General features: G+C 66.2%; 22 protein-coding genes and 2 tRNA genes. 13 read left to right on the top strand and 11 right to left on the bottom strand.

What is annotated here, in order from left to right:
- The 3 genes from EXQ71_11880 to EXQ71_11890 all read left to right on the top strand — a co-directional run.
- On the top strand, window positions 1-1019 hold a 1019-nt coding region (locus EXQ71_11880; protein MSO88198.1), incomplete at its 5' end, for a glutamate--tRNA ligase.
- Window positions 1016-1675: a YdcF family protein gene (locus EXQ71_11885; GenBank protein ID MSO88199.1), complete on the top strand. Its 660-nt coding sequence runs from the start codon at window positions 1016-1018 to the stop codon at window positions 1673-1675. The genes EXQ71_11880 and EXQ71_11885, both read left to right, overlap by 4 nt.
- A 49-nt stretch (window positions 1676-1724) precedes the next feature.
- Window positions 1725-1799: transfer RNA gene (locus tag EXQ71_11890), tRNA-Gln, on the top strand.
- A gap of 83 nt (window positions 1800-1882) precedes the next feature.
- On the opposite strand, the gene EXQ71_11895 is transcribed toward EXQ71_11890, so the two are convergent.
- Window positions 1883-3349: a hypothetical protein gene (locus tag EXQ71_11895; protein ID MSO88200.1), complete on the bottom strand. Its 1467-nt coding sequence runs from the start codon at window positions 3347-3349 to the stop codon at window positions 1883-1885.
- A gap of 621 nt (window positions 3350-3970) precedes the next feature.
- On the opposite strand from EXQ71_11895, the gene EXQ71_11900 reads away from it, so the two are divergent.
- Window positions 3971-4153 (top strand): DUF1905 domain-containing protein, encoded by a 183-nt coding sequence (locus tag EXQ71_11900; GenBank protein MSO88201.1) that lies wholly within the window; start codon window positions 3971-3973, stop codon window positions 4151-4153.
- Window positions 4154-4213: 60 nt separating this feature from the next.
- On the opposite strand, the gene EXQ71_11905 is transcribed toward EXQ71_11900, so the two are convergent.
- Window positions 4214-5368 carry a hypothetical protein gene (locus EXQ71_11905; GenBank protein ID MSO88202.1) on the bottom strand — a complete coding sequence of 385 codons (1155 nt, stop codon included), beginning with the start codon at window positions 5366-5368 and terminating at the stop codon, window positions 4214-4216.
- A gap of 167 nt (window positions 5369-5535) precedes the next feature.
- Between EXQ71_11905 and EXQ71_11910 the strand changes: the two genes are divergently transcribed.
- On the top strand, window positions 5536-7197 hold the full coding sequence (locus EXQ71_11910) for a sigma-70 family RNA polymerase sigma factor (GenBank protein ID MSO88203.1): 1662 nt from the start codon (window positions 5536-5538) through the stop codon (window positions 7195-7197).
- Window positions 7198-7465: 268 nt separating this feature from the next.
- Here the strand turns inward: EXQ71_11910 and EXQ71_11915 are convergent, their stop codons facing one another.
- Both EXQ71_11915 and EXQ71_11920 read right to left on the bottom strand, forming a co-directional pair.
- Entirely contained in the window at window positions 7466-8824 is a 1359-nt protein-coding gene (locus EXQ71_11915; GenBank protein MSO88204.1) for a DUF2254 domain-containing protein, read from the bottom strand.
- The gene (locus EXQ71_11920) at window positions 8821-10056 is read right to left on the bottom strand and encodes a cation:proton antiporter (GenBank protein MSO88205.1); all 1236 of its coding nucleotides are present in this window, start codon (window positions 10054-10056) and stop codon (window positions 8821-8823) included. The genes EXQ71_11915 and EXQ71_11920 overlap by 4 nt, the downstream gene beginning before the upstream one ends.
- A gap of 153 nt (window positions 10057-10209) precedes the next feature.
- Between EXQ71_11920 and EXQ71_11925 the strand changes: the two genes are divergently transcribed.
- Window positions 10210-10282: transfer RNA gene (locus EXQ71_11925), tRNA-Glu, on the top strand.
- A 212-nt stretch (window positions 10283-10494) separates the two neighbouring features.
- Here the strand turns inward: EXQ71_11925 and EXQ71_11930 are convergent.
- The 4 genes from EXQ71_11930 to EXQ71_11945 form a co-directional block, all read right to left on the bottom strand.
- Window positions 10495-11745, bottom strand: coding sequence for a hypothetical protein (locus EXQ71_11930; protein MSO88206.1), 1251 nt, complete (start codon window positions 11743-11745; stop codon window positions 10495-10497).
- A 178-nt stretch (window positions 11746-11923) separates the two neighbouring features.
- Window positions 11924-12775, bottom strand: a complete 852-nt coding sequence (locus EXQ71_11935; protein MSO88207.1) for an SDR family oxidoreductase — start codon at window positions 12773-12775, stop codon at window positions 11924-11926.
- Window positions 12729-13568 carry an enoyl-CoA hydratase gene (locus EXQ71_11940; protein ID MSO88208.1) on the bottom strand — a complete coding sequence of 280 codons (840 nt, stop codon included), beginning with the start codon at window positions 13566-13568 and terminating at the stop codon, window positions 12729-12731. Before EXQ71_11940 ends, EXQ71_11935 begins: the two co-directional genes overlap by 47 nt.
- A 19-nt stretch (window positions 13569-13587) precedes the next feature.
- Entirely contained in the window at window positions 13588-14151 is a 564-nt protein-coding gene (locus EXQ71_11945) for a hypothetical protein (protein MSO88209.1), read from the bottom strand.
- 114 nt (window positions 14152-14265) lie between these two features.
- On the opposite strand from EXQ71_11945, the gene EXQ71_11950 reads away from it, so the two are divergent.
- From EXQ71_11950 to EXQ71_11965, 4 genes are read left to right on the top strand one after another with little or no spacing between them, the layout of a single operon-like run.
- Complete coding sequence (locus EXQ71_11950; GenBank protein MSO88210.1) at window positions 14266-14715, top strand: TetR family transcriptional regulator; 450 nt, start codon at window positions 14266-14268, stop codon at window positions 14713-14715.
- Window positions 14715-15146 carry an SRPBCC family protein gene (locus tag EXQ71_11955; protein ID MSO88211.1) on the top strand — a complete coding sequence of 144 codons (432 nt, stop codon included), beginning with the start codon at window positions 14715-14717 and terminating at the stop codon, window positions 15144-15146. Before EXQ71_11950 ends, EXQ71_11955 begins: the two co-directional genes overlap by 1 nt.
- The gene (locus EXQ71_11960; protein ID MSO88212.1) at window positions 15146-16714 is read left to right on the top strand and encodes a sulfatase; all 1569 of its coding nucleotides are present in this window, start codon (window positions 15146-15148) and stop codon (window positions 16712-16714) included. The genes EXQ71_11955 and EXQ71_11960 overlap by 1 nt, the downstream gene beginning before the upstream one ends.
- Window positions 16711-18000, top strand: coding sequence for a hypothetical protein (locus EXQ71_11965; protein ID MSO88213.1), 1290 nt, complete (start codon window positions 16711-16713; stop codon window positions 17998-18000). Before EXQ71_11960 ends, EXQ71_11965 begins: the two co-directional genes overlap by 4 nt.
- On the opposite strand, the gene EXQ71_11970 is transcribed toward EXQ71_11965, so the two are convergent.
- Window positions 17993-19225, bottom strand: coding sequence for an amidohydrolase (locus EXQ71_11970; protein ID MSO88214.1), 1233 nt, complete (start codon window positions 19223-19225; stop codon window positions 17993-17995). The two genes, EXQ71_11965 and EXQ71_11970, sit on opposite strands and share 8 nt — an antisense overlap.
- Window positions 19226-19332: 107 nt before the next feature.
- On the opposite strand from EXQ71_11970, the gene EXQ71_11975 reads away from it, so the two are divergent.
- The 3 genes from EXQ71_11975 (at window position 19333) to EXQ71_11985 (ending at window position 22917) form a co-directional block, all read left to right on the top strand.
- Window positions 19333-20835: an SDR family oxidoreductase gene (locus EXQ71_11975; GenBank protein MSO88215.1), complete on the top strand. Its 1503-nt coding sequence runs from the start codon at window positions 19333-19335 to the stop codon at window positions 20833-20835.
- A 65-nt stretch (window positions 20836-20900) separates the two neighbouring features.
- Complete coding sequence (locus EXQ71_11980; GenBank protein ID MSO88216.1) at window positions 20901-22259, top strand: aspartate aminotransferase family protein; 1359 nt, start codon at window positions 20901-20903, stop codon at window positions 22257-22259.
- Window position 22260: 1 nt separating this feature from the next.
- Complete coding sequence (locus EXQ71_11985; protein MSO88217.1) at window positions 22261-22917, top strand: HAD family hydrolase; 657 nt, start codon at window positions 22261-22263, stop codon at window positions 22915-22917.
- On the opposite strand, the gene EXQ71_11990 is transcribed toward EXQ71_11985, so the two are convergent.
- Both EXQ71_11990 and EXQ71_11995 read right to left on the bottom strand, forming a co-directional pair.
- Window positions 22914-24122, bottom strand: coding sequence for a thiolase family protein (locus EXQ71_11990; GenBank protein MSO88218.1), 1209 nt, complete (start codon window positions 24120-24122; stop codon window positions 22914-22916). The genes EXQ71_11985 and EXQ71_11990 overlap by 4 nt on opposite strands.
- Window positions 24119-24517, bottom strand: a complete 399-nt coding sequence (locus EXQ71_11995) for a hypothetical protein (protein MSO88219.1) — start codon at window positions 24515-24517, stop codon at window positions 24119-24121. Before EXQ71_11995 ends, EXQ71_11990 begins: the two co-directional genes overlap by 4 nt.
- Between the last annotated feature and the right edge of the window lie 484 nt (window positions 24518-25001).

A 25001-nucleotide genomic window follows, 5' to 3' on the forward strand; every position in this document is an offset into this window, starting at 1 on the left:
CCCGCTCTGATGCCACAGCCCTGCGGTTTCGCACGCCCGATGATGGCGTCACTGGTTTCACCGATCTGGTGCGAGGTGAGGTGTCCTTCGAGAACAAGACGATCGAGGATTTTGTGCTGCTGCGGTCTACCGGCATGCCGATGTTCTTGTTGTCGAATGCCTACGACGACGCCGCCATGGGGATCACGCATGTGGTGCGGGGCGAGGACCACGTGCCCGGCACCCCGAAGTACCTTCTGCTGCGCGATGCGCTCGGCCTTGGGCGTCCGGAGGTCTTTGCCCACCTGCCGATGTTGGTGAATGAGGGCCGGAAGAAGTTGTCGAAGCGCAAGGACGCCGTTTCGGTGGCCGACTTCGCCGCTCAGGGCTACCTGCCGGAGGCGATGGTGAACTATTTGGCGCTGCTGGGGTGGGGTCCGAGTGATGGCATCGAGATCCGACCGCTGGCGGAGATCATCGAGCAGTTCCGGCTGGAGGATGTCACCCCGTCGCCGGCGTTCTTCGACGTGAAGAAATTGCAGCACATCAACGCCGAATACCTCCGGGCGCTGCCGGTGGGTGAGTTCATTGAACGGGCCCGACCGTTCCTCAGCGGACCCGAAGTGGAGGCGGTCCTCACCCCGATTGCGCCGCTGATCCAAGAGCGGGTGCGCCTCTTCACCGAAATCGAGCCGATGGTGGCCTTCCTGCTCGACGGGCCCCTCACGCTCGATGACGCCTCCTGGGACAAGGCGATGGTGAAGGGCATCAACGCCCGAGAGATGGTGGATGCGGCCATCGCCGGTCTGACGCAGGTCACCGAGTGGGAGGTGGAGCCAATCCGAGCGGCGGTGGAGGCCGCCGCGGTATCCGCCGGGGTGGTCAATGCCCAGGGCGAGGCGCAACTCAGCAAAGCCCAGGGACCGGTGCGCGTGGCCACCACCGGGCGATCGGTGGGGCCGCCGCTGTTCGAGTCGTTGGCCGCTTTGGGCCAGACGCGCACCCTCGATCGTTTGCGGGCGGCCCGAGCGCGCCTATGACCGATGGCTCGGTGCTTCCTCAGCGGCGTCGGCGGCGGTGGCTGCGCCGGGTGGTGGGGTTGGTGGCCTTCGCCGGGTTGGCCGTGGTCCTGTGCCTCGGGGTGACCTTCGTGCAGGTGTACCGGGCCAGTATCCGTGACGGTGCCCAGCCCGCTGACGCCATCGTGGTGCTGGGGGCGGCGCAGTACAACGGCGTGCCCTCCCCGGTGCTGCAGGACCGGCTCGACCACGCGCTGGAACTGTACGAGGGCTCGCTGGCACCGCGCATCGTGCTCACCGGGGGACGGCAGAAAGGTGACCGTTTTACCGAGGCCACCGCGGGCTACAACTACCTGCGAGCCCGCGGGGTGCCCGATGAAGATCTCCTCAAGGAGGTGGATGGCAGCAGCACCTGGGAGTCCTTGGCTGCCTCGGCCCGTTTTCTGGTGGCCCAAGACCTCACGACGGTGGTGCTGGTAACCGACGGGTATCACGCGTACCGGGTGGAGGCGATTGCGGAGGATTTGGGCCTCGATGCCAGTGTGTCGCCGAGCGAAACCAGGCTCTCTTGGCGCGGGGAACTGCGCCAACTCGGTCGAGAATCGGTGGCGGTGGCTCTCGGACGCGTCATTGGTTATGACCGACTCTTCCGCCTGGACAACGCTATGAATGACTGACCGGTGTGCGAGCTCACGGGGTAGTTCGGTATGGTGACGGCCCGCCCATTCGGGGGTGGTGTAATCGGTAACACAACTGGTTCTGATCCAGTCATTGGGGGTTCGAGTCCTCCCCCCCGAGCCCAGTTCTACAAACGGAGCCCCAGGTCAGCAGATGTCCTGGAGGCAACGATGAGCGTCACCACGCGTACCAACGCGATCTGTGACTCAGGCCGACCTCGCCCGTCGCCGAAGGACCTCCAGTTGTTCATGGCTCTCGGGGCAGGGTCGATTGCTCTTCTTGGTTCCGGCCCTGAGTGTTTTGATGGTGGCGAGGATCGCGTCGTAGTCGTGCCCGCGGTCGGCGAGCATGCAGCCGACGACGGTGCCGGTGCGCCCGACACCACCCCAGCAGTGGATGTACACGACGCCTCTCGTCCGGTGCTCGCTGATCAGTCCGAGGATGGTGTCGTACTCGGCGTCGGGGAGTACGCCGAGGTCAGGAATTTTCACGCTGAGGTGACGGAGATCGAGATTGCGAGCCTCGGCAGCAGCTTCGATCGTCGGAGCGTACGGATCGAGCGGGTCGTTGGGCGTGGTGAGGTCGATGAAGGTGCGGATCCCGGCGTCGACGAGGAGGTTGACCTTCCCCGCACTGTGGAACGCGTCGTTCCTCGTGGCGGGGTACTCGCCGGCCAGCACCTCGCCGGGGTCGACCCACCACGCATGGAGGTCGGCATCGTGCGGCCAGCGTGGATCACGAGAAGCGTGACCACCGCCAGCCGCGTACAGCCCGTAGGCAAGCTCGGTGATGCGGGCGCTGAACACCAGCTTGTCGCGCCAGGCTTGGGGGATTCCTTTGACGCCCCAGCGGGCACCGGCGAGCTGTCCGGCGATGGCGGCGGTGGTGTCGGCGTCGTCGCCCAGGTTGGCGGCTCGCAACACAGCCTCGGCGAAGTCAGCCGCTCCGCCGACGGCCCACAGGGCAGCTTCCAGTGCCGCGACGCAGTACCCGGTGCCCTTGATCTCCGGTGGTTCCTTCGTACGCCACGAGCCTCGTGCGACGGCGTCGATTTCGGGGTGAAGGGCACCCCACTGCCAGAAGTCGGGAGCGAGGACCTCGTCGGCGGGGGTGCCTGAGATGAGCGCTGCCGTCATGGCTCCGAGGACTCGACAGGCGTCGACAGGGCGGTCGGCTGCGTGCGTGGACCGACTCGACTCAGCGGCCCGCTCGGCAGCCTCGGCTATGTCGGCGTGCCAGCGAATGGCCACGGGGGCGAGACGCATCAACGAGCCGTTGGCGGCTTCCTCTTGATTGGGGTTGGGGTCGATCTTGTCGCCGGTCTGCCGGAAGCGCGTCAGCTGGCTGGAGGTGGTGACGCCGATGTCGAAGCACCGGCCGTTCGACGAGAGGTATCCCGTCTTCCACCACCGGACGTAGCGGCGGAGCTGGTCGGCTAGGTCGAGATCCCCCGTGTCGAGGATCGACTCGGCCAGACATAGGGCCAGCGACGTGTCGTCCGTCCACGCGCCGGCGGGGAGCCCGAACGGCCCGCCGCCCACCATGTCGGTAATCGGGGTGAACGAGCCTGGCCGCATGAACTCGAGGGTCGTTCCGACGGCATCGCCCGCCGCCAGGCCCATGAGAGCGCCGACGGCTCGATCCCGCGCCGAAAGGTTGGTGTTTTCTTCCATGGGTACTCCTCTTGGTAGTGGGCGACCTGAAGCGCTCGTCACGCCTGCCGCCACTTCAGCCCCAGCCGCTACCCGGGGCACACTCGGTGCTCCCGGTGCACTTATAAGTTTACGGGTCGGGTGTGACAGCCGATCTGGCGTTCCGACCCAACTCCGGATCTAGCCGTGATTGGGCTGCCGTTTGGTCACGAGTTGGTCACGAACGGCTCTGCACGAACCATCATCAGCCGCCACCGAAGCTGGGCGTCGACCTCCATGAAGTCCGGAATCCCGCACCCACCAACACCCGGCAACACCAACCGTCATGGGCCAAGCGTGAGTTCGAGTCCTCCCCCCCGAGCCCCGTTCTGCACACGAAGCCCCAGGTCAGCGGCCTGGGGCTTCGGCGTGAACTACACCGAGAGTCGCACCCTGATCACAGGTTGATCACCACGAGAGCGATGCTCCGGTCAGCGGCGAGCGTTCGCTGCCGACCAGAAGGTCACCAAGGTCAAGCCGCCCCCCCGGAGGAGTCCTCGGGGCCTACGCCCCGAAGATCGCATCGGCCACCCGCTCGGCGGCGTCGGTCGGCATTCCCTGGCGGACGTGTTGGTAGGTCTGCCAGGTCACAACGGGGGAAGAATGGCCGAGGGCTTCGGCTCGCTCCGGGTCGAGGTCACGATCGGCGCCACCAGATGGCAGACGTCGATCTTCCCCGACAACAAGCGCGGCGCCTACGTGCTCCCGGTGAAGAAGGCGGTCCGCCAAGCCGAGGACCTCGGCGACGCCTCGACGGCCACCATCGAGCTCGCGGTCCTCGAGTAGCCACTGGGTCCGGGCGCGCCGAAGGCCGGGCACCGTGGGGGTGCCCGGCCTCCGAGGGGTTCAGGCGTACCAGATGTCGATCGTCCCGTAGGCGTCGAACTGGAGGTAGTAGTCCCGGGTGCGCAGCATGAAGGCGGCGTCGTAGCCGGCGGGGATGGCCGGGTCGTCGACCACGAGGTTGTCGAGGTCGATGAACTCCGCTGCGGTGGCCCAGGAGCGGCAGTCGGTGTTGCTGTCGCCGCCGCCGTGGCCGGGGTAAGGCGGGGGACCGTCGGGGCACCACTTCCCCCAGCTGTCGTGCTCCACGCCCTGCACGGCGAGCTGCAGGAAGCGGTCGGCGTCCTCGATCACGAGGCGGCGGCCGTCACCGAGGTTGACCGTGCGGCCGCTCTTGATCTTGGCGATGCCACGGTGGAAGTCCTCGATCCAGTCGTCCTCGACCTCGAAGTTCCACTCGACCTCGCCCTTGTTGATGTCCCACTTGTCGGCGTCGTTCTTCACGTAGATGGAGGTGAAGGTGATCTCGACGTGGCGCTGGAGCGTGCGGAACTGGCCGTAGCGGTGGTTGAGGTTGCCGTGCTTGTCCTCGGCGACGAGGACCACGTTGTAGAGCGTGTCTGGGGTGAGGTCGTCGATGGTGACCTCCCAGTCGCGCACCAGGTTGCCGTTGTGCTCCGCCGCGGGGGGGTCCATCGACACCCAGAGCCGGGCGGGCACGGTCGTGTGCATCGTGAAGGTGGCCGAGGTGCCGCCGGGCTCGACGGTCGCCCACTCGATGCACTGGCCGTCGCACTGGATCGGCCCGTTGGAGAACGACCCGGGGCCGCCCTCGAGGTCGGGGTTCACCTGCGGGTCGACTTTGGCGACGAGGTCGAGCACGACGGGCGTGGGAGCGAAGTCGTCGATGCCGTGGTTCGGAGGGAACCAGGGCCCGGGGTCCTCGTCGTCTTCGTCGGGGACCTCGGGCATGTCGTCTTCGGGGGTCTCGCCGCTGCCGGGGGCGTCGGTGGTGCTCGTGGCGACGGCGGTCGACGTGCTCGTGGTGGTGCTCGCCTCGCGGCTGCCGCCTTCGGAGGACGACGGATCCTGCGCGGTGGCGTCGGCGGGCGAACGGAGGGGGCCGGCCACCGCGAGGCTGCCCACGAGGAGGACCAGCGCTAGCAGCGTCAGGAGGATCCGGCGCTGGCGGGTGGTGAGGGTGGGGATTACGTTCATGGAGTTGCTCCTTGTCTCCCGGCGCTGGGTGGCCGGATGCCAGTGGGATGCACCGACCGGGAGCGCAGTCACAGTTTCCGCGGACATTTCTGTGACCCGTGGGGGAGCCGGCGCGTCCTGGAGCTGTGACCACGACCCTCGATCCCGATGCGCCCCAGCGGTAAGCCGTGCGCGCCCCTCTCTATACTTCGCCCATGGACGATGCGGCGCTGGCGCGCCGGCTCCAGGAGGGTGACGCCGGCGCGTGGGCAGACGTGTACGACCGCTACGCGGATCGTCTCTTCGACTACTGCGCGTCGATCCTCCACGACCGCCACGAGGCCGAGGACGCAGTGCACGACGCGTTCGTCACGGCCAGCCAACGGATCGGCCAGCTGCGCGATCCGGATCGCCTGCGGCCGTGGCTCTACGCGGTGTGCCGCACGACCGCGCTGGGCCGGGCGCGCCGGCGCAGCCGCATGGTGCCCACCGAGGAGGTGGGCGCCGTGATCGCCGCCCCCGTGCCGGCGGACCCCGTCGAGCAGAGCGAGCTGCAGCGGTTGGTGTGGGACGCCGCCGAGGGCCTCGCCCCCCAGGACAAGGCCGTGCTGTTCCTCCATCTCCGCCAGGGTCTGTCGGGCCAGGAGCTGGCCGACGCGCTGGAGGTGTCCGCCCACCACGCCAACGTGCGCCTCAGCCGTGTGCGATCACTCGTGGAGCGCTCGCTCACCGTGCTCCTCGTAGGGCGGCTCGGGCGACGCGACTGCGCCGAGCTCGACGCGTTGCTCCAGGGGTGGGATGGCCGGCTCGAGCCGCGCCTGCGCAAGCGGGTGGCGCGCCACATCGACGACTGCGAGGTGTGTGAGGAACGCCGCCGCACCGTCGTGAGCCCGCTGGGCCTGCTGGCTCTGACCCCGATCGTGCCGGCGCCCGCCGACCTGCGCGACCGCGTGCTGACGAGCGTCGGCGCCCCACCGGACGGCGCGGCCGGGGCAGGTGCCAAGGGTGGCGCCGGGTGGCGACGCCGACTGCCCCTGCTCGCCGCACTGGCGATCGTCGTCGCCCTGCTCGCGCTCGCGCTGCGCCCGGACGGCTCCGAGCCCGCCGACGTGGCCGCTACCGGGTCCACCACGACCACCACCCCCGAGACGTCGACCACGACGGCCGCCGCCTCCTTGACCACCGCCCCGCCTTCGTCGATCACGAGCTCGGTCCCGCCGGTGGCCTTCGCCCGCCTCGTGGTGCAGACCGGTCCGCAGGACCTGGGCACGTCGGCCACCGAGGCGACGATCGCGTTCGTCAACGACGGCGGCGAGGCGATGCTCTGGACGGCCGCCGTCGAGCTGCCCGGCGCCACCGCCATGCCCGAGCGCGGCACGTTGGCGCCGGGGGAGCGTGCGCAGGTGGTGGTCACGGTCGACCGGGGCGCCCTGCCCGAGGGCTCCTTCGGTGGCTCGCTCGTGCTGGCTGGTCGCCAGGCCGCCGGAGATCGATCCGCCGGCTCGGCCCGCGTGGCGATCACCGGTCAGGTGCGGCGGGGCCCGGTCATCAGCTCGAGCGCGGCCGACCGCCCGTTCATCGGCGTGGCCGGATCCACCTTCTGCCACCAGAGCGAAGTGCGGGCCACGGTCACCGACGAGTCCGACATGACCGTCGTCCTGCGCTGGACCGGCGGCGGCGCCTCGGGCACCTCGACAACACCCATGTCGCTCGACGGCGGCGAGTGGGTGGCCACCCTCGGTCCCCCCACCGCCGACGTCGACATAACCTGGTGGATCCAAGCCAGCGATGCACTGGGCGCTACCACCCGCGGCCCCAATCAGATCCTCGACGTCCAGCAGGTCTGCTGACGCGTCGGTCTGCCTGCCGTTGCTCCTGGTTCGCGGCGCGTTCGAGGAGTCAGCGGCGAGGGAAGCCGGTAGCGTAGCGATCGTCGAACGGGTCGTTGACGGTGATGGCGTCGAAGCGCCATAGATCGACTCAGCGACCCGCTCGGCCGCATCGCTCTGCCGGTCGTGGGCTGTCCCCGTCGAGCATGGGATGGCCAAAGCCGATCCGATGGTTTCGTCGGCAGCCGGTTCGTGCGCAGGGGGGACGACCCGGGCACGGGCGGGTGGACTAGCCGAACCCCATGTGGTCGGCCTCGATGGCGATGTCTCGGGTTCTGTGGGACATGTTGGCGTAGGCGGTCACTTCGCAGCGCTGCTGGTAGTCCTCGAAGAAACTGTGCCGTTCGCCCTCGGTGATGCTGGCGAGATTGGCGCTCATCGATAGCAATGCCCTGATCACCTGAGGTGCGGTGGCGCCGTAGTGGAGGATCTCGGTGAGCCCCATTGTGGCCAACCGGATGAACCCCGGCTCCAGCATTTTCACGCGCAGCGTTCCCGCCTCGTCGGTGTACCAGCCAGACGGATCGGGATGGTAGGTCATACGGGCGAGTAGGTCTTCGATGCGCAGCAGTGCTTGGACGGCGGTGGTCGGATCGTTGATGGCGGGTGAGAGCGCTCGGCTGGCGGCATCGACCAGCAGGCGAATCCCAAATCCCGGATCCTGCAACAACGTGCGCTCGGTTCCGAAGAGCATGAATCGGTGCACCCAAGTGCCGGCGAGCGCGTCGGGGTTTTCGCCGTGGATAAGCGCCACGACCCTCGACGGTCCGGCATGGTCGCCAACCGGCATCTGCAGTTCCACCCAGCAGTTCAACTCAGCGGCGGCGGCCGCTAATCCGGCCAGGTCGACGGCCTGGAGCACCCGTGGTCGCGGGCCGTTGGAGCGCCGCATCGTGAGGCGGGGGTGTCGGGTAAGCGGGCCCATAACCTTGAGGGGAGCGGGGCTCGGCGAGACCGCCGGGACTTCTCGATACACCGCGGCGGCAGGGAAGGATCGGTCGATGGCGTGGTGGCAGGCCCAAGCCGCTTTCTGCAGCAGGTATTGCACCTGCAGTAATCGGACCATGCCGTGAATGAAGGCCAGGAACGTGAGCATGGTGGTCAGCACCAGGAGGTAGAGCACCCGCATAGTCAACGCCGGGCCAAGGCGATCCTCCGAAGCCCGGCAGCCGATGAGAGCGTTCAACGCAAATACAAACGTGGTCATGAAGACGGCGAGTGTTATCTGGGTGAGCCGAGCCCGTACGAACACGCGCGTGATACGCGGTGAGTACTGGCTGCTAGCCAACTGCACCGCCACGAGCATGGTGGAGAACACCACCGCAATCAGCGTGAGCATCGCGGCGGCTACCGTGGTGGCGGTAACGGCGTCGGCGCTGTTGGTGACCGCCGAGGCGGGTATGAGATCGGGGAACTTCGACGCGGTCTGAGTCAGGTGGTCGAGGTAGAGCGTGATGCGGGAGATCAACCAGGCCAAGATGGCCCCGCATAGAGGCATAAACCACAGCGAATCAAGGGCATGCTCTTTGAATCGTAAGGAGCGCAGCGAGTTGGTCGGCGCCGGTCGACTCCGAACGAAATCGCTCATGGTTCGGAACCGGCAGGGAACGGGGGCGCACCATCCAGCGGGGCCAGCGCCGGTGCCTTGTTTCGTTTGAGTAACGCGAAGCCAAGGACTGGATAAACCACGACCGATAGCATTCCGGCCCCCACCAACGCGGCGGCTGTGCTGGGCCGCATCTGGCCCGTCTCCAGGCCGATCGTGGTGATAGCTACGACTAGGGGCAGGGCCGTAGCCGATAGAACGGCCAGCGCCATCCGGTCGGAGCGGGCCGGAAACTCGGACCGGTAAAGGAGAACGGGCAGGCCTCGCACGACCAGAAACAATCCCAAGAATAGTGGGACCTTCGCCAACGCGAGCGGGCTACCCGTGAGAGAAGTCAGGTCGAAGTTGATACCGGTGACCACGAAGAAGATCGGAACGAAGTAGCCCAGGAACAGCGCTTCGATCTTGGACTCCACCTGTTGTTCTTCCGCTTTGGAAGCCCCGGCACTCACGAGCAGCCGGTAGATGATACCGGCGGTAAAGGCCCCTAGCAGCATGTCGAGCCCTAGTTTCGTTGCGGCAAAGGTGAGGACGGCAATGAGCAGCACCGCGAGTCGGATGTAGAGCTGTCCGCTGGATCGGAGGGTGCTGCCTAGGGCTTGCTGGAGTCGAGGGGACTGGGGGCGAGCGGCCAGTACCATCGCCAACACAGCAACGCTTGCGAAAATCGTAAGGGTGATAACGGACCTTGCTAATTCGGTGCTGCTCAATACCAAAGCGATGGCGACTATGGGCCCGAACTCGCCCAGCGAGCCGATGGCCAACATGTGTGTGCCGAAGTTGGTGGGGAGAATGCCAGCATCCCTCAGGATCGGTAGGAGCACACCCAGAGCGGTGGTCGTGAGGGCAAGGCCCACGTAGACCTCGTTTTTGATCAAGCCCGTGAATTGCAGCAGGCCGCCACAGGCGAGGCCCAGGGCTATCGACATGACCCAGCCGCCGGCGGCGAGATTCAATGGATTACCCCGCAGGCGTTGGGGATTGATCTCGAAACCGGCCAGGAAGATCAGTGCGGCCAGTCCGATCTCGGCCAGCAGTTTGATCGGAGAAGTGATCACCACCAGGTCGAGCATCGCCGGACCCACCAAGATGCCGAGCAGGATCTCGATTACCAGTGCTGGTAATCGCAACCAGGGAGCCAACGTGACCACCAGCGGTGCCGTGAAGGCGATGACCAAGATGATCAGGAGCGTTCCCGTCGGTTCCTTGAACACTGCTGTTCCTCCCGAAACTGGCCGGTCTACTCAACTGGTGGGCGAGGCCGAGGACGAACCCGAATCTGTTCTAGCCGCTGGGGGTGGTCTCGGGGCGACCGAAGGTGTGGAGGGGGGCTTCGGCGGCTATCCTTTCCCTTCACCACGAAGCAAGCCCCGTTCTTCTAGTGGCCCAGGAATCCGGCTTCTCATGCCGGCAGCACGGGTTCGAATCCCGTACGGGGTACTCGATTCTTGTTCGGTGACGCGCTCCAGTGGGTCCCAACGGGCCGCCGAAGCACCGCGAGGCCGACCTTCGATGGACGTTGGATTTGGCACCTGTCTTGAGTCGGGGGTGCAGTGGTGTTGGCCGGATGGCTCACCCTCGGCTCCTGGTGTCTTCGGGGATCATGGTCGCGCCCTGGGCGAGCGGGAGGGCCGAAACCCTCCCGAGAATGGTTAGGGCGTTTTCGTCGGGGGCCGATCCGTATAGGTCATGGCCAGGACTGCGCACCCGACGCCACCGAGGGCGACGGCCAGCCCGAGGGCGATTGGTGAGAAGCCCATCAGCGTGATGATACCGATGGCGGCGGCAAAGGAAATCACTGCCGTGATGTCGCGGTGGGTCTCGATGACCGCTCGCCAGGTGCTCGGTGGGGTCTCCGTGACCTCCGGCGGCGGGCCCCCGGGTGAGAACCGTTTGGTCACCACCAGTGCCCCGGCGAGAACGAGGCCCACTGCGAGGATGATGGTGACACTGGTGAGCAGAGTTGAGGAGAAGGTGGTGACCACCGATCGGATGGCGGCTCGTGCCCCTGGGTCGTCGGCGAGTTCGGGCACGTTTCGCAGCACGGCGTAGATCACGACCCGAGCGATGGCCATGGCACCCGCGATCCCGAGAAGAAGAATCAACGCGGTCCGGCGGCGGCGCTGGCTGAGCAGCATCGTAAAGATCAAGGCGACGACGGTGAGCACCACGATGACCTCTACGGCCTGCTGAAGGGCGGCGATGGCGGCCTGTGCCTGGGTAATCAACCCGCTGGCGGTGGTTACCGGGTCGCCCTCGATGACGGTCAATTGCCCGAAATCCTCCGGCAGGGAGCGGCCGATGGATTGCTCGAGCGCAGCGATCTGTTCGTCGGGGTCTCTGTCGCGAGAGAGGTCCGGAACGGTGACCCGGGTCAAGAACCCTTCACCCTGCAGGGAATTCAGCGCCATGCCGAGCACAGGGAGCAAGTTGATCGACACTTTGTTGTCCACGATCGCCGCCCCCGCGATCGCTGGCTCCCCCTGGACGACGCGAGCGAGCACCGGCTGCACCCGTCGAGCGGCCGCCGTGATCAGGTTTTGGGTGACCTCGAGCGTCAACAGGCGCTCGAGGGCGGCCTGCACCACCACGCGCTCGGCGCCGGCGAGGAGCGGCGAGAGCTTGGAAAGAGCGGGGGGGAGCTGGTCGGCGATGGCCGTATCAAGGGGGATCGCCTGGGCGATCTCTTTGCTGAGGTAGGTAGCCACCGCATCGATCACTTCGGGTTCGAGTAAGGCCTGCTCCACCGCGTTGGCGAGCGAGTCCGGTTTGAAGAGCACCTCTTGCGACCAGACCGCCAGCACGCTGGCCAGCACCCCGATGATGGCGAGGACGCCGAAGAACCCAGTTGCGAAGCTGCGCCAGCGATGAGATTCGCCAACGGTGGTCGTGGTGCCAGTCATAGAACAAACGATGCTAGTCAGCGCAGAGCCGTGGATTCCGGTTAGGCACCCACGCTTCCCGGTGGGGGTGATCCAGGCCCAACCGTGACCGCCAGGCGCCGCCCGATGCGCCGAGGGCGGGCGGAACCCCCCCCGGGGAAGCAACTCCCGGAACCGTTGCGCTCCAGGGCGTAGCGGGTTAGCTCTGCGTGCCTCCATCGATCACCAGCGCAGTGCCCGTAATCATGCGGGCGGCATCCGACGCCAGATAGGCAATGGCCTCGGCCACCTCGTCGGGGTGGACCAGCGCGGGGATCACGCTGTGGAGGCGATCCATGAGCCGGGGGTTGGCATCGCTCGGGATCGACGCGGAGGCTGGCCCGAGAAGGGGCGTGTCCACCCCGCCCGGGCAGACGCAGTTCACCCGGATGCCCCGATCAGCCAATTCGAGAGCCAGTGATTTGGTGAAGAGCACTGCCCCACCCTTCGAGGCGGAGTAGGCCGAGGTGTACGCCTGGCCTTTCAGGCCCGCTACCGACGCCACCGTGACGATGCAACCGGCCCGAGCGGCCAGATGGGGAACGGCGGCCTGCGACACGAGAAAGGGACCGGTGAGGTTCACGGCCAGATGGCGTTGCCAGTCCGCCCAGGTCAGGTCTTCGATGCGCGAAAAATGCACGATGCCAGCCACGTTCACGACGATGTCGAGCCCGCCGAGGTGTTCGAGGGCGGCGGCCATGAAGGCACACACCGAGGCTGGGTTGGTGACGTCGCCCTCCCAAACGTCGTCGCTCGGTTGCAGGTCGATCCCCACCACGGTGGCACCCTCGGAGCGCAGTAGCGCCACCGTGGCGGCGCCGATGCCCGAAGCGGCTCCGGTGACCAGGGCGCGACGCCCCTCGAAACGTGTCATCACCGCACCGTACCGGGACATCGCGATTCGATGGTGCCGATCGTGTCGGCCGGGCAGATCTGCCGGGGCTAACGACCTCGACCGGGGGGGCTCAGCCGGGGTGGGGTTCGATGGTTCGGTAATCGCCGAAGGGCGCATCTCGCTTCTGCAAGGCCGCGGTAAGGCCCTTGTCTCTCATTTCGTTGAGGAACACCACAAAACTCTCCTGGTGGATGCCCAGAGCACAGATGTCGGTACCGGCCCGGATGGACTGACGCAGGCCCATGTGGTCCATGGCGCGGTGCACAGTGCGCTTGTTGAGTTGCACGATGTCGGGAGGGAGCAGGGCGATGCGCTCGGCCACCGCCAGCACCGATGCCTCGAGATCGGCGGCCGGGAAGGCTCGGTTGGCCCAGCCCAGTCGGACGGCCTCGGTGCCGGAGATGGAGTCGCCGGTCACCATCATTTCCATGGCCGCCCGCATGCCCAGCAGCCAGGCATGGAACTGCATGTCGGGCACCCCGAACCGCACCGCCGGGTAGCCCATCTTGGCGTCATCGGCCACGTAGACGAGGTCGCAGCCGGTGGCTAGTTCGCTGCCACCAGCCAGGCAGTAGCCGTGCACTTGGGCGAGCACCGGCTTTTGCAGGTCCCAGATCCCCATCCAGGTTTCGGTGACATGCCGCGGCCATTGGCCCTCGCCCGGCGCCGTGAAATGCGGGTAGTCGTGTCCTTCGTTTCCCCCCCCGATGTCGTAGCCCGCGGAAAACGACGTGCCCGCCCCTCGAATGATGGAGACACGAACGTCAGGGTCCACGTCGGCGGCCTGTAGGCCTTCGATCAGTTGACCGCGCAGTGGATTGTTGAGCGCGTTGCGTTTCTCGGGCCGGTTGAGGGTGAAGCGGGCCACATGGGGGGCGGGGGTGTCGATCAGGACGAGTGGGCTGGTCATCTGCTCAACGTAGGCGCAGTTACGAGGTCATGCCGCCCAAACCCACGAGCCCCCGGGCTAGTTCGATTTCTCCCATGTGGCGCAGGCCGTGCTGGTAGATCCAGCATTCAATGGCATCGAGCATCGTGATGCCCTCATCGCCCGCCACGCGAGCGCTGTAGGTATTGGCCACCATCGGGGGCAGGGGACGGGGCACGATCACAGTGGTGAGCGCGGAGGGGTCTAGTTCACTGAGCCAGGTCTCGGTGCGGCTGAACACGGCTCGCTGGTAGTCCCCAAACGCTTCGTAGTCGCCGATGCGTTGCTGCCCCATCTCCTCCACGGTGCGTTCTTTCCCGTGGTCGTCGATGGCCATCCCCACCCGGGCTTGCCACTCATGGTTCCACACGGTGGGCTCACCCATGAGCAGGCTTGAGGACACGTCTTGCATGTTGGTGTAATGAAAGAGACAGAAGGCGATGGGCAGAACGCCCTCACGCTCGAAATGATTCACATGGCTGAGGTCCATGGTGGCGATGGCATCCTCGTACAAGGAGTGCATGGCCCGCATCCGGCGGCGGAGCGAATCGAGTAGCAAAGTCATCCGGCACCCTAGGTATTGTCATAAAATAGTGTCAATCAGTAGCGTACGAACGGTGAAGACGACCGAAGACCCCTCGACGGTCGGCGGCAGCGCCGGGATCGCAATCGGGATGCCGTGATAGAGGCACTGTTGGACCTCTACCGAGCCGGCAATCTTGCCCCTCGTACCGAGGAGATCGCTGAGCGAGCCAGTATCTCCACTCGGTCGTTGTTTCGGTACTTCGATGATGTGGATGCGCTCGTTCGAGAGGCGATAGAGCGACAGCAGAAACTCTTGGCCTCGCTCTTCGCCCTCACCGGGAGGCCGGAGCAACCGCTCCCGGGGCGAGTGGCCAGTGAGTCGGGGCGCATCCGGGCCGTGCTGCGGGGTCAACTGGCGGAGGTCTTCGGGCCAGAGTTACGGCAACTCCCCGCCGCCGAACGCGGCGATGTCCTAGCCGGGCTTGACGTGGCTTCTTCCTGGGAGGCGCGCTACTTATTGCGCAAGGATCAGCGCATGAGTAGCGCCGCCCCCCGACGCGTGACCACTCGTCTCATCATGGGCCTCCTGGGCAGGCCAGTCTGATGCGGGCATCGCAGCGTCGCCACCGGGTGATCGAGGTATCGGCGGAGCGAGCCTGGGAGGTTGTGGGGCGAGCAGCCTTGCTGCATCTCTGGTTCCCCGGCATTACCTCTTGTGTTGTCGAAGGTGACACCCGCACCATCGTGCTGGGGAGCGGTGTGAGCCTGTCTGAAACCATCCTCACCAACGACCCGCTGCAACGCCGATTCCAGTACCGCATCTCCGGGGGGCTGTTCGTAGAGCATCTCGGCACCATCGATGTGATCGCGCTCGAAGAGAATCGCTGCCTGGCCGTCTACAGCAGTGACGCCGATCCCGGGGTGATGGCCATCGTGCTCGGCGGCGCCACCGGGGGCGCCCTGGACGAACTCGCTCGCCAACTTGAGACCGGCGTCGGACCGGCAATCGACGCTCTCACCACCACGGAGACCTAATGGGCCGCAAGATCCTCTTCATCACCACCGATCAGCAGCGCTACGACACGTTGGGGTGCAACGGTGGCGAGTTGAGCCGTACGCCGGTAGTAGACAGCCTCGCCGCCCAGGGAGTGCGTTACGAGCGGGCGGTGCCGCAGTCGGTGGTGTGCATGCCATCGCGCTGCACGATGCTGACCGGTCAGTATCCGAGTACCCACGGGGTGTGGATGAACGGCGTGGCCCTGCCCGTCGATGCTCCCTCGGTGGCCGCAGTGCTCCACCAAGCCGGCTACCGCACGGCACTGGTGGGCAAGCCGCACTTCGAACCGTTTCTCGACCCCTTCAACCGTTTCACCGAGAATCGAATGGCCGCCTCCGGTCTCCCCACGGCGCAGTCGCTTCAGGCGGAGGGCGGGATGGGTCCGCACCGGGGCTTCGATCATCTCGAGTTCGCCGGCCACTCGCCGGTGGGGTCGCTCCATTACGGCCGGTGGATGGTTGAAAACCATTTCGATGCCCTGGGTGGTTTCTACGCCGTGCTCGACAAGGACCTAGAAGTGAACGCCACTGGTGGGGGCGATACGGGAGCGCCACAAGTGCAGGTCAACCCCGTGGCCCGTGAGTGGTATCACACGGATTGGGTGGCCGACCGCACGATCGCCTGGCTCAACGGGTTGGATGCCGATGACGACTGGTTCTGCTGGATGAGTTTCCCGGACCCGCATCATCCGTGGGATCCGCCCGCCTCCGAACTCGGGCGAGTGGATTGGCGCGACGTGCCCCTGCCCGCGGGTTATGTGGAGGACCCCGCCGAACGCGAGCGGATTCTCGACGACAAGCCCCGCCATTGGCGCCTCTGGTACGACGGTAAGTTGGTATCGAACTATGAGGCCCCTACCCGGTGGGTGCCGGCCACGATGACCGCCGATCAGGTGCGGGAAGTGAACGCCGTGAACGCGGTGGAGGTGGAACTCATCGACGAAGCCATCGGTCGGGTACTGGCAGCGGCGGAGGCCAAGGGGTGGGCCGATGACCTCGACGTGGTGTTCACTACCGATCATGGCGAATTGCAAGGAGACTTTGGTCTGCTGTTCAAGGGTCCGTACCACGTCGACGGCCTGATGCGGCTGCCGTTGATCTGGCGGCCGGCGCCCGGTGCCGGGGTAGAGGCAGCCACGGTCACTGCCCCGGTGGGCTTGGTGGATCTCGCCCCCACGTTCTGCGCCATTGCCGGCGTCGACGCGCAGCCCTGGATGGAGGGCCACGCGTTACCGCATCACGATGCTGACGCCACCGCCCGTAAGTTCGAGCGAGTCCTCACCGAATGGGAGAGTGAACTCTTCGGTGTGGCGGTGTATCTCCGCACGATCACCCGGGATGGCTGGGTGTGCACCACCTACCGGCCCGGCACCGTGCACGACGGCAGCGAGGGAGAGTTGTACGACCTCTCCGAAGATCCGCTCCAGCAGGTCAATCGGTGGGACGACGCCGCCGTGAGGTCGATACGCGATGACTTGGTGGCTGATCTAGGGGACCACCTCCCGGCCCCCCGGGTGCCCCGACTCCCCGTCGACGCCCCGGTATGACCACCCCGGTGGCGGGCACCACCGGAGGGGCGTACTGGGATAGTCCGTGGCCGGCCGAAGACGGGGGGGCCCGACGGCAGCAGGTTCCCGTTGGGCATCGCGGCCTGGGGATGGCCACCGGCGCCGCGTTGGTGGTGACCCACCGGGAGTCGCCCGGCACAACGATGGTGGTGCTGCGCGACCCGGGCGAGGTGTACGTGTTGCGCCACGGCTTTGGCCCCCTCGTGGAGTGCTGGGTGGAGCAGATCGATCCGGTCACCCTCGCCGTGTTACGGCGGAGCCCCCCCCTGGCGGCCGGGCCGATGTGGCCGGGCGGGCTGGCCTGTCATGCCGACGGATCTCTCCATGTCGTGTTCGGTAATCACGCCCACCGCCTCGCCGCCGATCTCACTGTGCTGACGTCGGTCACCCTGCCGCGCCCTCGCCCGTACAACTCATTTGTGCTCCTGCCCGACGGCAATCTGGTGACCAAAGACTTCGCCGGACAGCGTCCGGGCGAGCCGGTGACCCCGCGGGAACCGGCCGAGGTGCTCGTCCTGCATCCCGAGACGCTGGAGATACTGGCCCGCCTGATTCTGCCGGAGCCTTCCATCGCCCGTCTCTCCGCCGATGGGTACGACGTGTACGCGGTGGGCGACACCAGCCTGCTGCGAGCGCGCTGGGACGGCAGCGCGTTGGTGCTCGACAACGAGTTCGTGGCGCCCTACCGCACCCTTGAGGGCCAGTCCTACGGATGGGATGCGGTGATCGCCGCCGGGGCGGGGTGGTTCCTCGACAACGGCGAGGGCACCGACTGCTACAACGGCTCTTTCACCGGCGGGGGTGTGGCCGCCGCCCCCCTCCACATCGTGCGAGTGGACCTCGCCACGGCTGCCGTCACCCTCACCGAGGTGTGCGGCCTTCCCGGCGGTTTGATTGCTAATCCGCCGCTGGTGGACGAGGACCGGCGGATCGTGGTGGGTTTCGACAGCAGCAACGGCGTGCTGGCCGCCTTCGACCTTGCCGCCGATGGGACGCTCCACTCTCGCTGGTCCCGTCCGCAAAACCATGCCGCCCATCTGTTGCTGTTTCCCGATACCGGAGAACTCGTGAGCGCCCATCACGATGGCGAGCGCATGGCCGAGGAGGTGGTGGTGCTCGACATTTCTACCGGGTTCGAGCTGGCTCGGGCCGATTCGGGGGGGCCGTTACAGTCGGTTGTGTTCCCCGCCGCTGGCTTCGATGGTGACGCCTACCTCACCTCGTTTTCCACCCTCACCCGGATTCATGGTGAGGCCGTTAGGTGATGGCCCGAGTGTTCATGTCGGCGGACATCAGCGGCAGGGTTTTTTCGGGTACGGCGTCAATCGGGGTTTGTACCTCGGCCACCGTGGGTCCGATCTGGGCGGCTAGTGGCCGCAGGGCCTCGAGGTCGAAGCCGTAGAGGCCGGCGGCGTTGGTCGAGAGCATCATCTGCACCTCGGCGGGCTCGACGCTGCTAAAGCGGGCCCGCAGGTGCTCGCGGGTATGGGGATGGGTGCCTTCGTCATGGGGGTAGTCGCTGCCCCACATGAAGCGGTCGAGACCAATGGTGTGTCGCGCCGCCACGTCGGCGGCTCCGGGCGCGCTCACCCCCATCCACACGTTCTGCCGGAAGTAATCCGTGGCCAGTTGGGGCAGGGCGCCACCCTCGGTGAAGCGGATCTCCCCGGCGGCCCCCGATGCGCTGATACCGGCCATCACCGTGTCGAGTTGATTCAGGAGCGGCGGTACCCACGCACAGCCGGCTTCGGTCATCACGAAGCGGAGCCGGGGGAACCGCTCGAACACCCCGGACAGGGTGAGCTGCACGAATGGGCGTTGGGTGTAGAAGATCACCTCGTTGATGTAGAGCAGCATCGAGGTGGGGTAGGGCCCGTAGTCGGGGTTGCCGGTGCCGCTGTGCACGTTCACCGGGATTTCCAGGTCTTCACACACGGCCCACAGTGGGTCGTAGATGGGGTCGTAGAGCGGCTTCACCCACTTCACATCGGGGGCGATGTTCGGGAGGAGGATCCCGCCGCGCAGGCCGTGGTTTTTGATCCAGTGCACGTCCTGGATGGCGTCGTCGACGTTGTTGAGAAAGATCTGTCCCACCCCGGCGCGACGGGTGGGGAACTCGTTGCACCAATCCACCAGCCAGCGGTTGTGGGCCTGCGCGCCGGCCCGGCGGTGGGCGTACTCCGCCTCGGTGGGTGGTTTGGCGAACAGGACGAAACTGGGGAAGAAGGGGGGCACCGTGTTCGGGAAGACCACCTCGGCCACGATGCCATCGGCCTCTTGCTGCGAGTTGCGCATCTCGTTGTCCCAGTTGCGCAGCCGGCGATTGTCGCCGAGGTCCCGGTACGGGTTCCGGTACTTCTCCCGCCAGGCATCAAAGTCGTCGAGGAACTGTGGGTCGAGGTACTCCCGGTAGGCGGCGTGAGAGCCGCCGGCATGACAGTCGGCAGAGATGATGGTGTAGTGGTCGTCGGCCTCGATGGCATTGTTCATGTGGTTCCTTTCCCCTCTGGTGAGACCAACCTAAGCCCACCCCGGCGGGCGGGGCTCGCCGATCCCTCGGCTCGTAGGTGAGTCCCTCGGGATGCAAGGGTGGAAGGGTGGGTGACGAGTCAGAGCTGAATGAACGACTACGGGCGGCAACTGAGTTGCTCGAGGCCGTGTGTGCGGACCGTTCGCTGCTCGACGGCCTGGGTCCCGAGGAGCGAATCCGTCTTCTGAACGCGGCGGCCAATACCTTCGCCCCCGATGCCGATGCCCGGCGTCAGCAGACAAAGTCTCGCCGCCGCCAGGAAAAAGCCGCCCGAGTGGCGCGTGACGAAGATGTGCTCACCGGTACCGGCATCCGCCAGCTGCGCTCTCGGCCGGTGTTCGTCACCCCGAACGTGTTTGTGCCGGAAGGCGTTGACGCCGCCACCGTGGACGATGAAACCACCGCCCGGGCGGGCGAGGAGTGGCGGGTGGCCGAGCAGCATTGCTACGTGTGCAAGCGGAAGTACGGGGAGGTTCATTTCTTCTACGACCAACTCTGTGGCGAGTGTGCCGCATTCAACTTTGCCAAACGCACCGAGACGGCCGACCTGCGCGGTCGGGTGGCGTTGCTCACCGGGGGGCGAGTGAAGATCGGCTATCAAGCCGGCATCAAACTGTTACGAGCAGGGGCGTTCCTCATCGTGACCACCCGCTTCCCGCAAGACGCCGCCCGGCGCTACAGCGAGGAGGCCGACTTCGCGCAGTGGAGCGACCGCCTTGAGGTCTACGGGCTGGATTTGCGCCACACTCCGAGCGTCGAAGCGTTCTGTCATCACCTGGCGGCCAGCCAGTCGCGCCTGGACTACATCGTGAACAACGCCTGTCAGACCGTCCGGCGGCCGCCCGGTTTCTATGAGCACATGCTGGAGCAAGAGAAGGCCACCGACGGGCATCTCTCCCCGGCCGCTCGCGAGGTGCTCGGCGGAGTGGATGGTGTTCGCACCCCGGAACTGCTCGGTGAGCACGCGCCCACTAGCGCGGAACGTTCGCAACTCGTGCTGCTCCCCGAGGATGCCGAGGCGGGTTCGCATCTGTTTCCGGTGGGTCGGCTCGATCAGGACCTCCAACAGGTAGACCTGCGGGGCCGGAACTCGTGGCGACTCACCTTGGCCGAAGTGTCCACGGTGGAACTGCTGGAGACACAACTGGTGAATGCGGTGGCGCCGTTCGTCCTCAACGCCCGCCTGAAGCCGCTCATGGTCCGTACCCCGGGCCCCGATAAGCACATCGTGAATGTGAGTGCGGTGGAGGGGCAGTTCTACCGGCGCTTCAAGACCACCCGACACCCGCACACGAACATGGCCAAGGCGGCGCTGAACATGATGACCCGCACGTCGGCAGCCGATTATCAGGCTGATGGCATCCACATGAACAGCGTCGACACCGGATGGGTGAGCGACGAGGACCCGGTGGCCATCGCCGAGGCCAAGCGCGCCGAGCATCGCTTCCATCCTCCGCTGGACATCGTGGACGGCGCCGCCCGGATCGTGGACCCGATCATCACGGGAGCCAACACGGGTGTCCACCTTTGGGGCCAATTCCTCAAGGATTACACCGCGACCGACTGGTAACCACCGGCTCGGGCGCAGTGCAGTTCCATGTGACATCGGGGGAGTACGTCAACGAGAATAGGGAGATGGTCTTGCTTGAGCCGATTGCTGCCACCAATGCCGAAGTGGCCACCGTGGACCGCCAGCACGTGTTCCACTCGTGGTCAGCCCAGCACCTCATCAACCCCATGCCTCTGGCGGGCGGTGAGGGCTGTGAGTTCTGGGATCACGAAGGCAATCGCTGGCTCGACTTCTCCTCCCAACTCGTGAACCTGAACCTCGGGCACCAGCATCCGAAGGTCATCGCGGCGATCGTGGAGCAAGCCCAACGGCTCTGCACCGTGGCGCCGAGTTTCGCCAACCAGACCCGCAACGAAGCGGCCCGGATGATTGCCGCCCACGCCCCCGAGGGCCTCGATCGAGTGTTCTTCACCAACGGTGGGGCCGAGGCCAACGAGAACGCCATCCGGATGGCGCGAGCGCACACCGCTCGCCCCAAAGTGCTGGCCGCCTACCGCAGTTACCACGGCGGCACCGCGGCCACCATGGCCCTCACCGGGGAGCCGCGGCGTTGGGGCTCCGAGCCGTCGATCCCCGGGGTCGTTCACTTCCACGGCCCCTACCCGTACCGGTCCTCCTTTGCCGCCACGACCGACCAGGAAGAGGCCGACCGGGCGGTGGCCCACCTCGCTGAAGTGATCCAGTTCGAAGGGCCCGAGTTGGTGGCGGCGGTCATCCTCGAGACGATCGTGGGTACCAACGGGGTATTGATCCCGCCGGCCGACTATCTGCCCCAGGTGCGGGCGCTGTGCGATGCCCACGGAATCCTGCTCATCCTCGACGAGGTCATGGTGGGCTTTGGTCGTACCGGCGCCTGGTTCGCCGCTGACCATTGGAAGGTGACCGCCGACCTGATCTGCTTCGCCAAGGGTGTGAACTCGGGCTACGTGCCCCTGGGCGGAGTGATCATGACGAACGCCATCGCCGAGACCTTCGCCACGCGCGCCTACCAGGGTGGTCTCACCTACTCGGGGCACCCGCTGGCCTGCGCGGCGGCCGTGGGGGCGATAAGGGCTATGGAGGATGACCACATCGTGGAACACGCGGCCCAGATTGGCGCAGATGTGCTCGGCCCGGGTTTGGCCGAACTGGCCACGCGGCATCCCTCGGTGGGCGAGGTGCGGGGCCGGGGCTGCTTCTTTGCCGTCGAGTTGGTGAAGGATCCCCACACCCGTGAAGGGCTGGTGCCGTTCAACGCATCGGGCGAGGCGGCCAAGCCAATGGTGGAGGTGGTCAACGCCTGCAAGAGTGCCGGCCTCTGGCCCTTCGCTCATTTCAACCGCATTCACATGGCGCCGCCGCTCATCGTGAGCGAGGAGGAAGTGGCTCGGGCGCTGGCCATCCTCGACGACGCGCTCGCGGTGGCCGATGGTTTTGTGACCTGAGGTGTCGGTTGTCCTGTTCGACCTCGACGGCACGCTCACCGATCCCAAGGAGGGCATCACCAAGTCGGTGCAGCACGCGCTGCGCGCCATCGGCCAGCCCGCCGACGACCTCGACGCCCTCACGGGCTTCATCGGTCCGCCGCTGAGGGAATCGTTCCGGGAGATCGCCGGACTCAACGCCGGCGAAGTCGAGGCCGCCATTGACGCCTATCGGGAGTACTTCGGGAAGCAAGGACTGTACGAGAACTTCGCCTACGCCGGCATCGAGGAGGTGCTGGCCGAACTCGCCGCCGAAGGGCGGCGGCTGGCGGTGGCCACCTCCAAGCCGGGAGTATTCGCCGAACCGATTCTCGACCGCTTTGGCTTACGGGGCTGGTTCGAAGTGGTGGCTGGGTCTGAACTCGATGGAACCCGCGCCCGCAAGAGCGAGGTCATCGCCTACGCCCTGGATCTTTTGGGCTGTGAGGCCAGCCGCCGGTGCGTGATGATCGGTGACCGCCAGCACGACATCGCGGGGGCGCATGAAGCCGGTGTTTCTTCTATCGGGGTGCTGTGGGGCTACGGCGGCATCGAAGAACTGATCCTCGCCGAACCGGACCGGCTCGCCGGGACGGTAGATGAGTTGCCGACCCTGGTGGCCGATCTCGCTCGCCGCTAGGCGGCGCTCTTTTCGAGGATGTGCACGCCACAGGCCGAACCGAGGCCAATGACATGGGCCAGGCCCACGCGGGCACCCTGGATCTGGCGGTCGCCAGCCTCGCCGCGGAGGTGGTGGCAGACCTCCCAGATGTTGGCAATGCCGGTGGCGGAAATCGGGTGTCCCTTGGACTGCAGGCCCCCGGAGACATTCACCGGCATGGTGCCATCTCGCCACGGGGCGCCGCTGGTGAAGAAGTCCACCGCTCCACCCTGCTCGCAGAGTTGGAGGTTGTCGTAATGGACGAGTTCCGCGGTGGCGAAGCAATCGTGTAGTTCCACCAGGTCGAGGTCGGCTGGACCCACACCGGCCTGCTCGTAGGCCTGGGTGGAAGCCATGCGGGTAAGGGTGTTCACATCGGGGAGGACCTGGCAACTCTCCGACCACGGATCGCTCGTGAGGACCGAGGCCGACACTTTCACCGCCCGCCGCTGCTGTTCCAGTGAAAGGGTCTTGAGTTTCGCTCCGGAGATGACCACCGCGGCGGCACCACCGTCGCAGTTGGCCGAGCACATTGGGCGGGTGTTGGGGTAGGCGATCATCATGTCGCCCATGATCTGCTCGAGGCTCATCTTCTTCGTGTAGGCGGCCAGCGGATTCAGCGTGGAGTGGCTGTGGTTCTTCTCGCTGATCTTGGCGAAGAGTTCAAAGCTTGTGCCGCCGTACTTGTGGCCGTATTCCATACCGATTTGGGCAAAGGTGCCCGGCATGTTGTTGGTGCCGATGCGGCCGTCGGTGTTGGTGACCGCGCCGTACCGACCGGAGGGCTCGTAGACGTTCTTTTCGCTCTTGGCCGTGCCGCCCGCGCCCAGCAGACCAGCCCCCGCGAGCTTCTCGACCCCCACGGCGAGGCCCATGTCGCATTCGCCGGCCTTGATTGCCATGATCGCCGTGCGCAAGGCGGTGGCCCCGGTGGCACAGGCGTTGGACACGTTGTACACAGGGATACCGGTTTGGCCGATCTGCTTCTGGAGTTGTTGCCCCAATCCGCCTCCGCCGATGAGGTTGCCCGCCGCCAGCACGCCCATGTCGGCCATCGTCACCCCACCGTCGGCCAAGGCCGCCATGGCGGCCTGGGCCGCTAGGTCCACCGTGTCCAGATCGGGGTGCTTGCCGAATTTGGTCATGTTGATTCCGAGGATCCAAATGTCGTCACTCATGGTCATGCCTCCAGGGGTGCAAAGCCGAAGCCGATGGCTTCGGTGCCGTCATCATCGGTTCCCACCACATAGGTGGTCAGTTTTACCTTCATGCCCAGCGCAACGTGATCGGGGTCGGGGTCGACGCCGATCACGTTGCCGCGCACGCTGGTGCCGTCGCAGTCCACCACTCCGGCCACGAAGGGCACCGGCACGCCAGGGGCGGCGAAGGCCACGATGGTGAACGCTTTCAACTCTCCGGTCGTAGAGATAGGGGCGTCGGAGAAGGTGGTGGCGAAGCAGGAGGCACAGGCGTTCCGGCGGTCGAAGAAACGCGCCCCACAGCCGGTGCACTCCCGAGCGATCAAATGAGGATTGTCCCCGAGCACTAGATAATCGACAATCGGAACAGCTGTGGCCATGGGCCCCCCTTGTACGTGCAACGTTTCCGCCCCATCGTTAGCAGGTTGGCGGCGGTACCGTCGAAGTCGCTCAACCACCCGTGGAGGCGGCGGGAAGAACACCTTCCTGGATCAGCCGCGCCGTGATCGCCTCCGCCAAATGAGCCGAGAAGGTCCCGGTGATGTGATTCGAGTCGCGCTTCACGATGAGGCCGTCCACCACCGGCTGACAGGTGGGCAGTTGTGGGCACACCAGTCGGTCGAAGTCAAGGGAGAACACGTCACGTCCGTTGGCGCGTTGGTGAAAAAACGTTTCGATCGGCATGGGTGCTGCGTTGGCCCGGTACTCGTAGGCCGCGTTGTTGGCGGCGCTGGACAGACAGAGGAGAGGGTCGTCGTCCTTGCGGGCGATCGGGATCGGCTCGATGATCACGACCTGGCGGCCCTCGGCCACGAATCGGTCGATCGCCCGGCCGGCGGCTGCCGCCAACGAGGCGTCAAAGGC

Source organism: Acidimicrobiia bacterium, from assembly GCA_009694375.1.
Taxonomy (GTDB): Bacteria; Actinomycetota; Acidimicrobiia; order Acidimicrobiales; family VFJN01; genus VFJN01.

What these genes read in the sequence shown, in the direction of transcription:
- EXQ71_11885 (MSO88199.1), top strand. Translation starts at nt 1,016, where the DNA reads ATGACCGATGGCTCGGTGCTTCCTCAGCGGCGTCGGCGGCGGTGGCTG.
- EXQ71_11895 (MSO88200.1), bottom strand. Translation starts at nt 3,349, where the DNA reads ATGGAAGAAAACACCAACCTTTCGGCGCGGGATCGAGCCGTCGGCGCT.
- EXQ71_11900 (MSO88201.1), top strand. Translation starts at nt 3,971, where the DNA reads ATGGCCGAGGGCTTCGGCTCGCTCCGGGTCGAGGTCACGATCGGCGCC.
- EXQ71_11905 (MSO88202.1), bottom strand. Translation starts at nt 5,368, where the DNA reads ATGAACGTAATCCCCACCCTCACCACCCGCCAGCGCCGGATCCTCCTG.
- EXQ71_11915 (MSO88204.1), bottom strand. Translation starts at nt 8,824, where the DNA reads ATGAGCGATTTCGTTCGGAGTCGACCGGCGCCGACCAACTCGCTGCGC.
- EXQ71_11930 (MSO88206.1), bottom strand. Translation starts at nt 11,745, where the DNA reads ATGACTGGCACCACGACCACCGTTGGCGAATCTCATCGCTGGCGCAGC.
- EXQ71_11935 (MSO88207.1), bottom strand. Translation starts at nt 12,775, where the DNA reads ATGCGCCCTTCGGCGATTACCGAACCATCGAACCCCACCCCGGCTGAG.
- EXQ71_11940 (MSO88208.1), bottom strand. Translation starts at nt 13,568, where the DNA reads ATGACCAGCCCACTCGTCCTGATCGACACCCCCGCCCCCCATGTGGCC.
- EXQ71_11945 (MSO88209.1), bottom strand. Translation starts at nt 14,151, where the DNA reads ATGACTTTGCTACTCGATTCGCTCCGCCGCCGGATGCGGGCCATGCAC.
- EXQ71_11955 (MSO88211.1), top strand. Translation starts at nt 14,715, where the DNA reads ATGCGGGCATCGCAGCGTCGCCACCGGGTGATCGAGGTATCGGCGGAG.
- EXQ71_11960 (MSO88212.1), top strand. Translation starts at nt 15,146, where the DNA reads ATGGGCCGCAAGATCCTCTTCATCACCACCGATCAGCAGCGCTACGAC.
- EXQ71_11965 (MSO88213.1), top strand. Translation starts at nt 16,711, where the DNA reads ATGACCACCCCGGTGGCGGGCACCACCGGAGGGGCGTACTGGGATAGT.
- EXQ71_11970 (MSO88214.1), bottom strand. Translation starts at nt 19,225, where the DNA reads ATGAACAATGCCATCGAGGCCGACGACCACTACACCATCATCTCTGCC.
- EXQ71_11980 (MSO88216.1), top strand. Translation starts at nt 20,901, where the DNA reads ATGGTCTTGCTTGAGCCGATTGCTGCCACCAATGCCGAAGTGGCCACC.
- EXQ71_11990 (MSO88218.1), bottom strand. Translation starts at nt 24,122, where the DNA reads ATGACCATGAGTGACGACATTTGGATCCTCGGAATCAACATGACCAAA.
- EXQ71_11995 (MSO88219.1), bottom strand. Translation starts at nt 24,517, where the DNA reads ATGGCCACAGCTGTTCCGATTGTCGATTATCTAGTGCTCGGGGACAAT.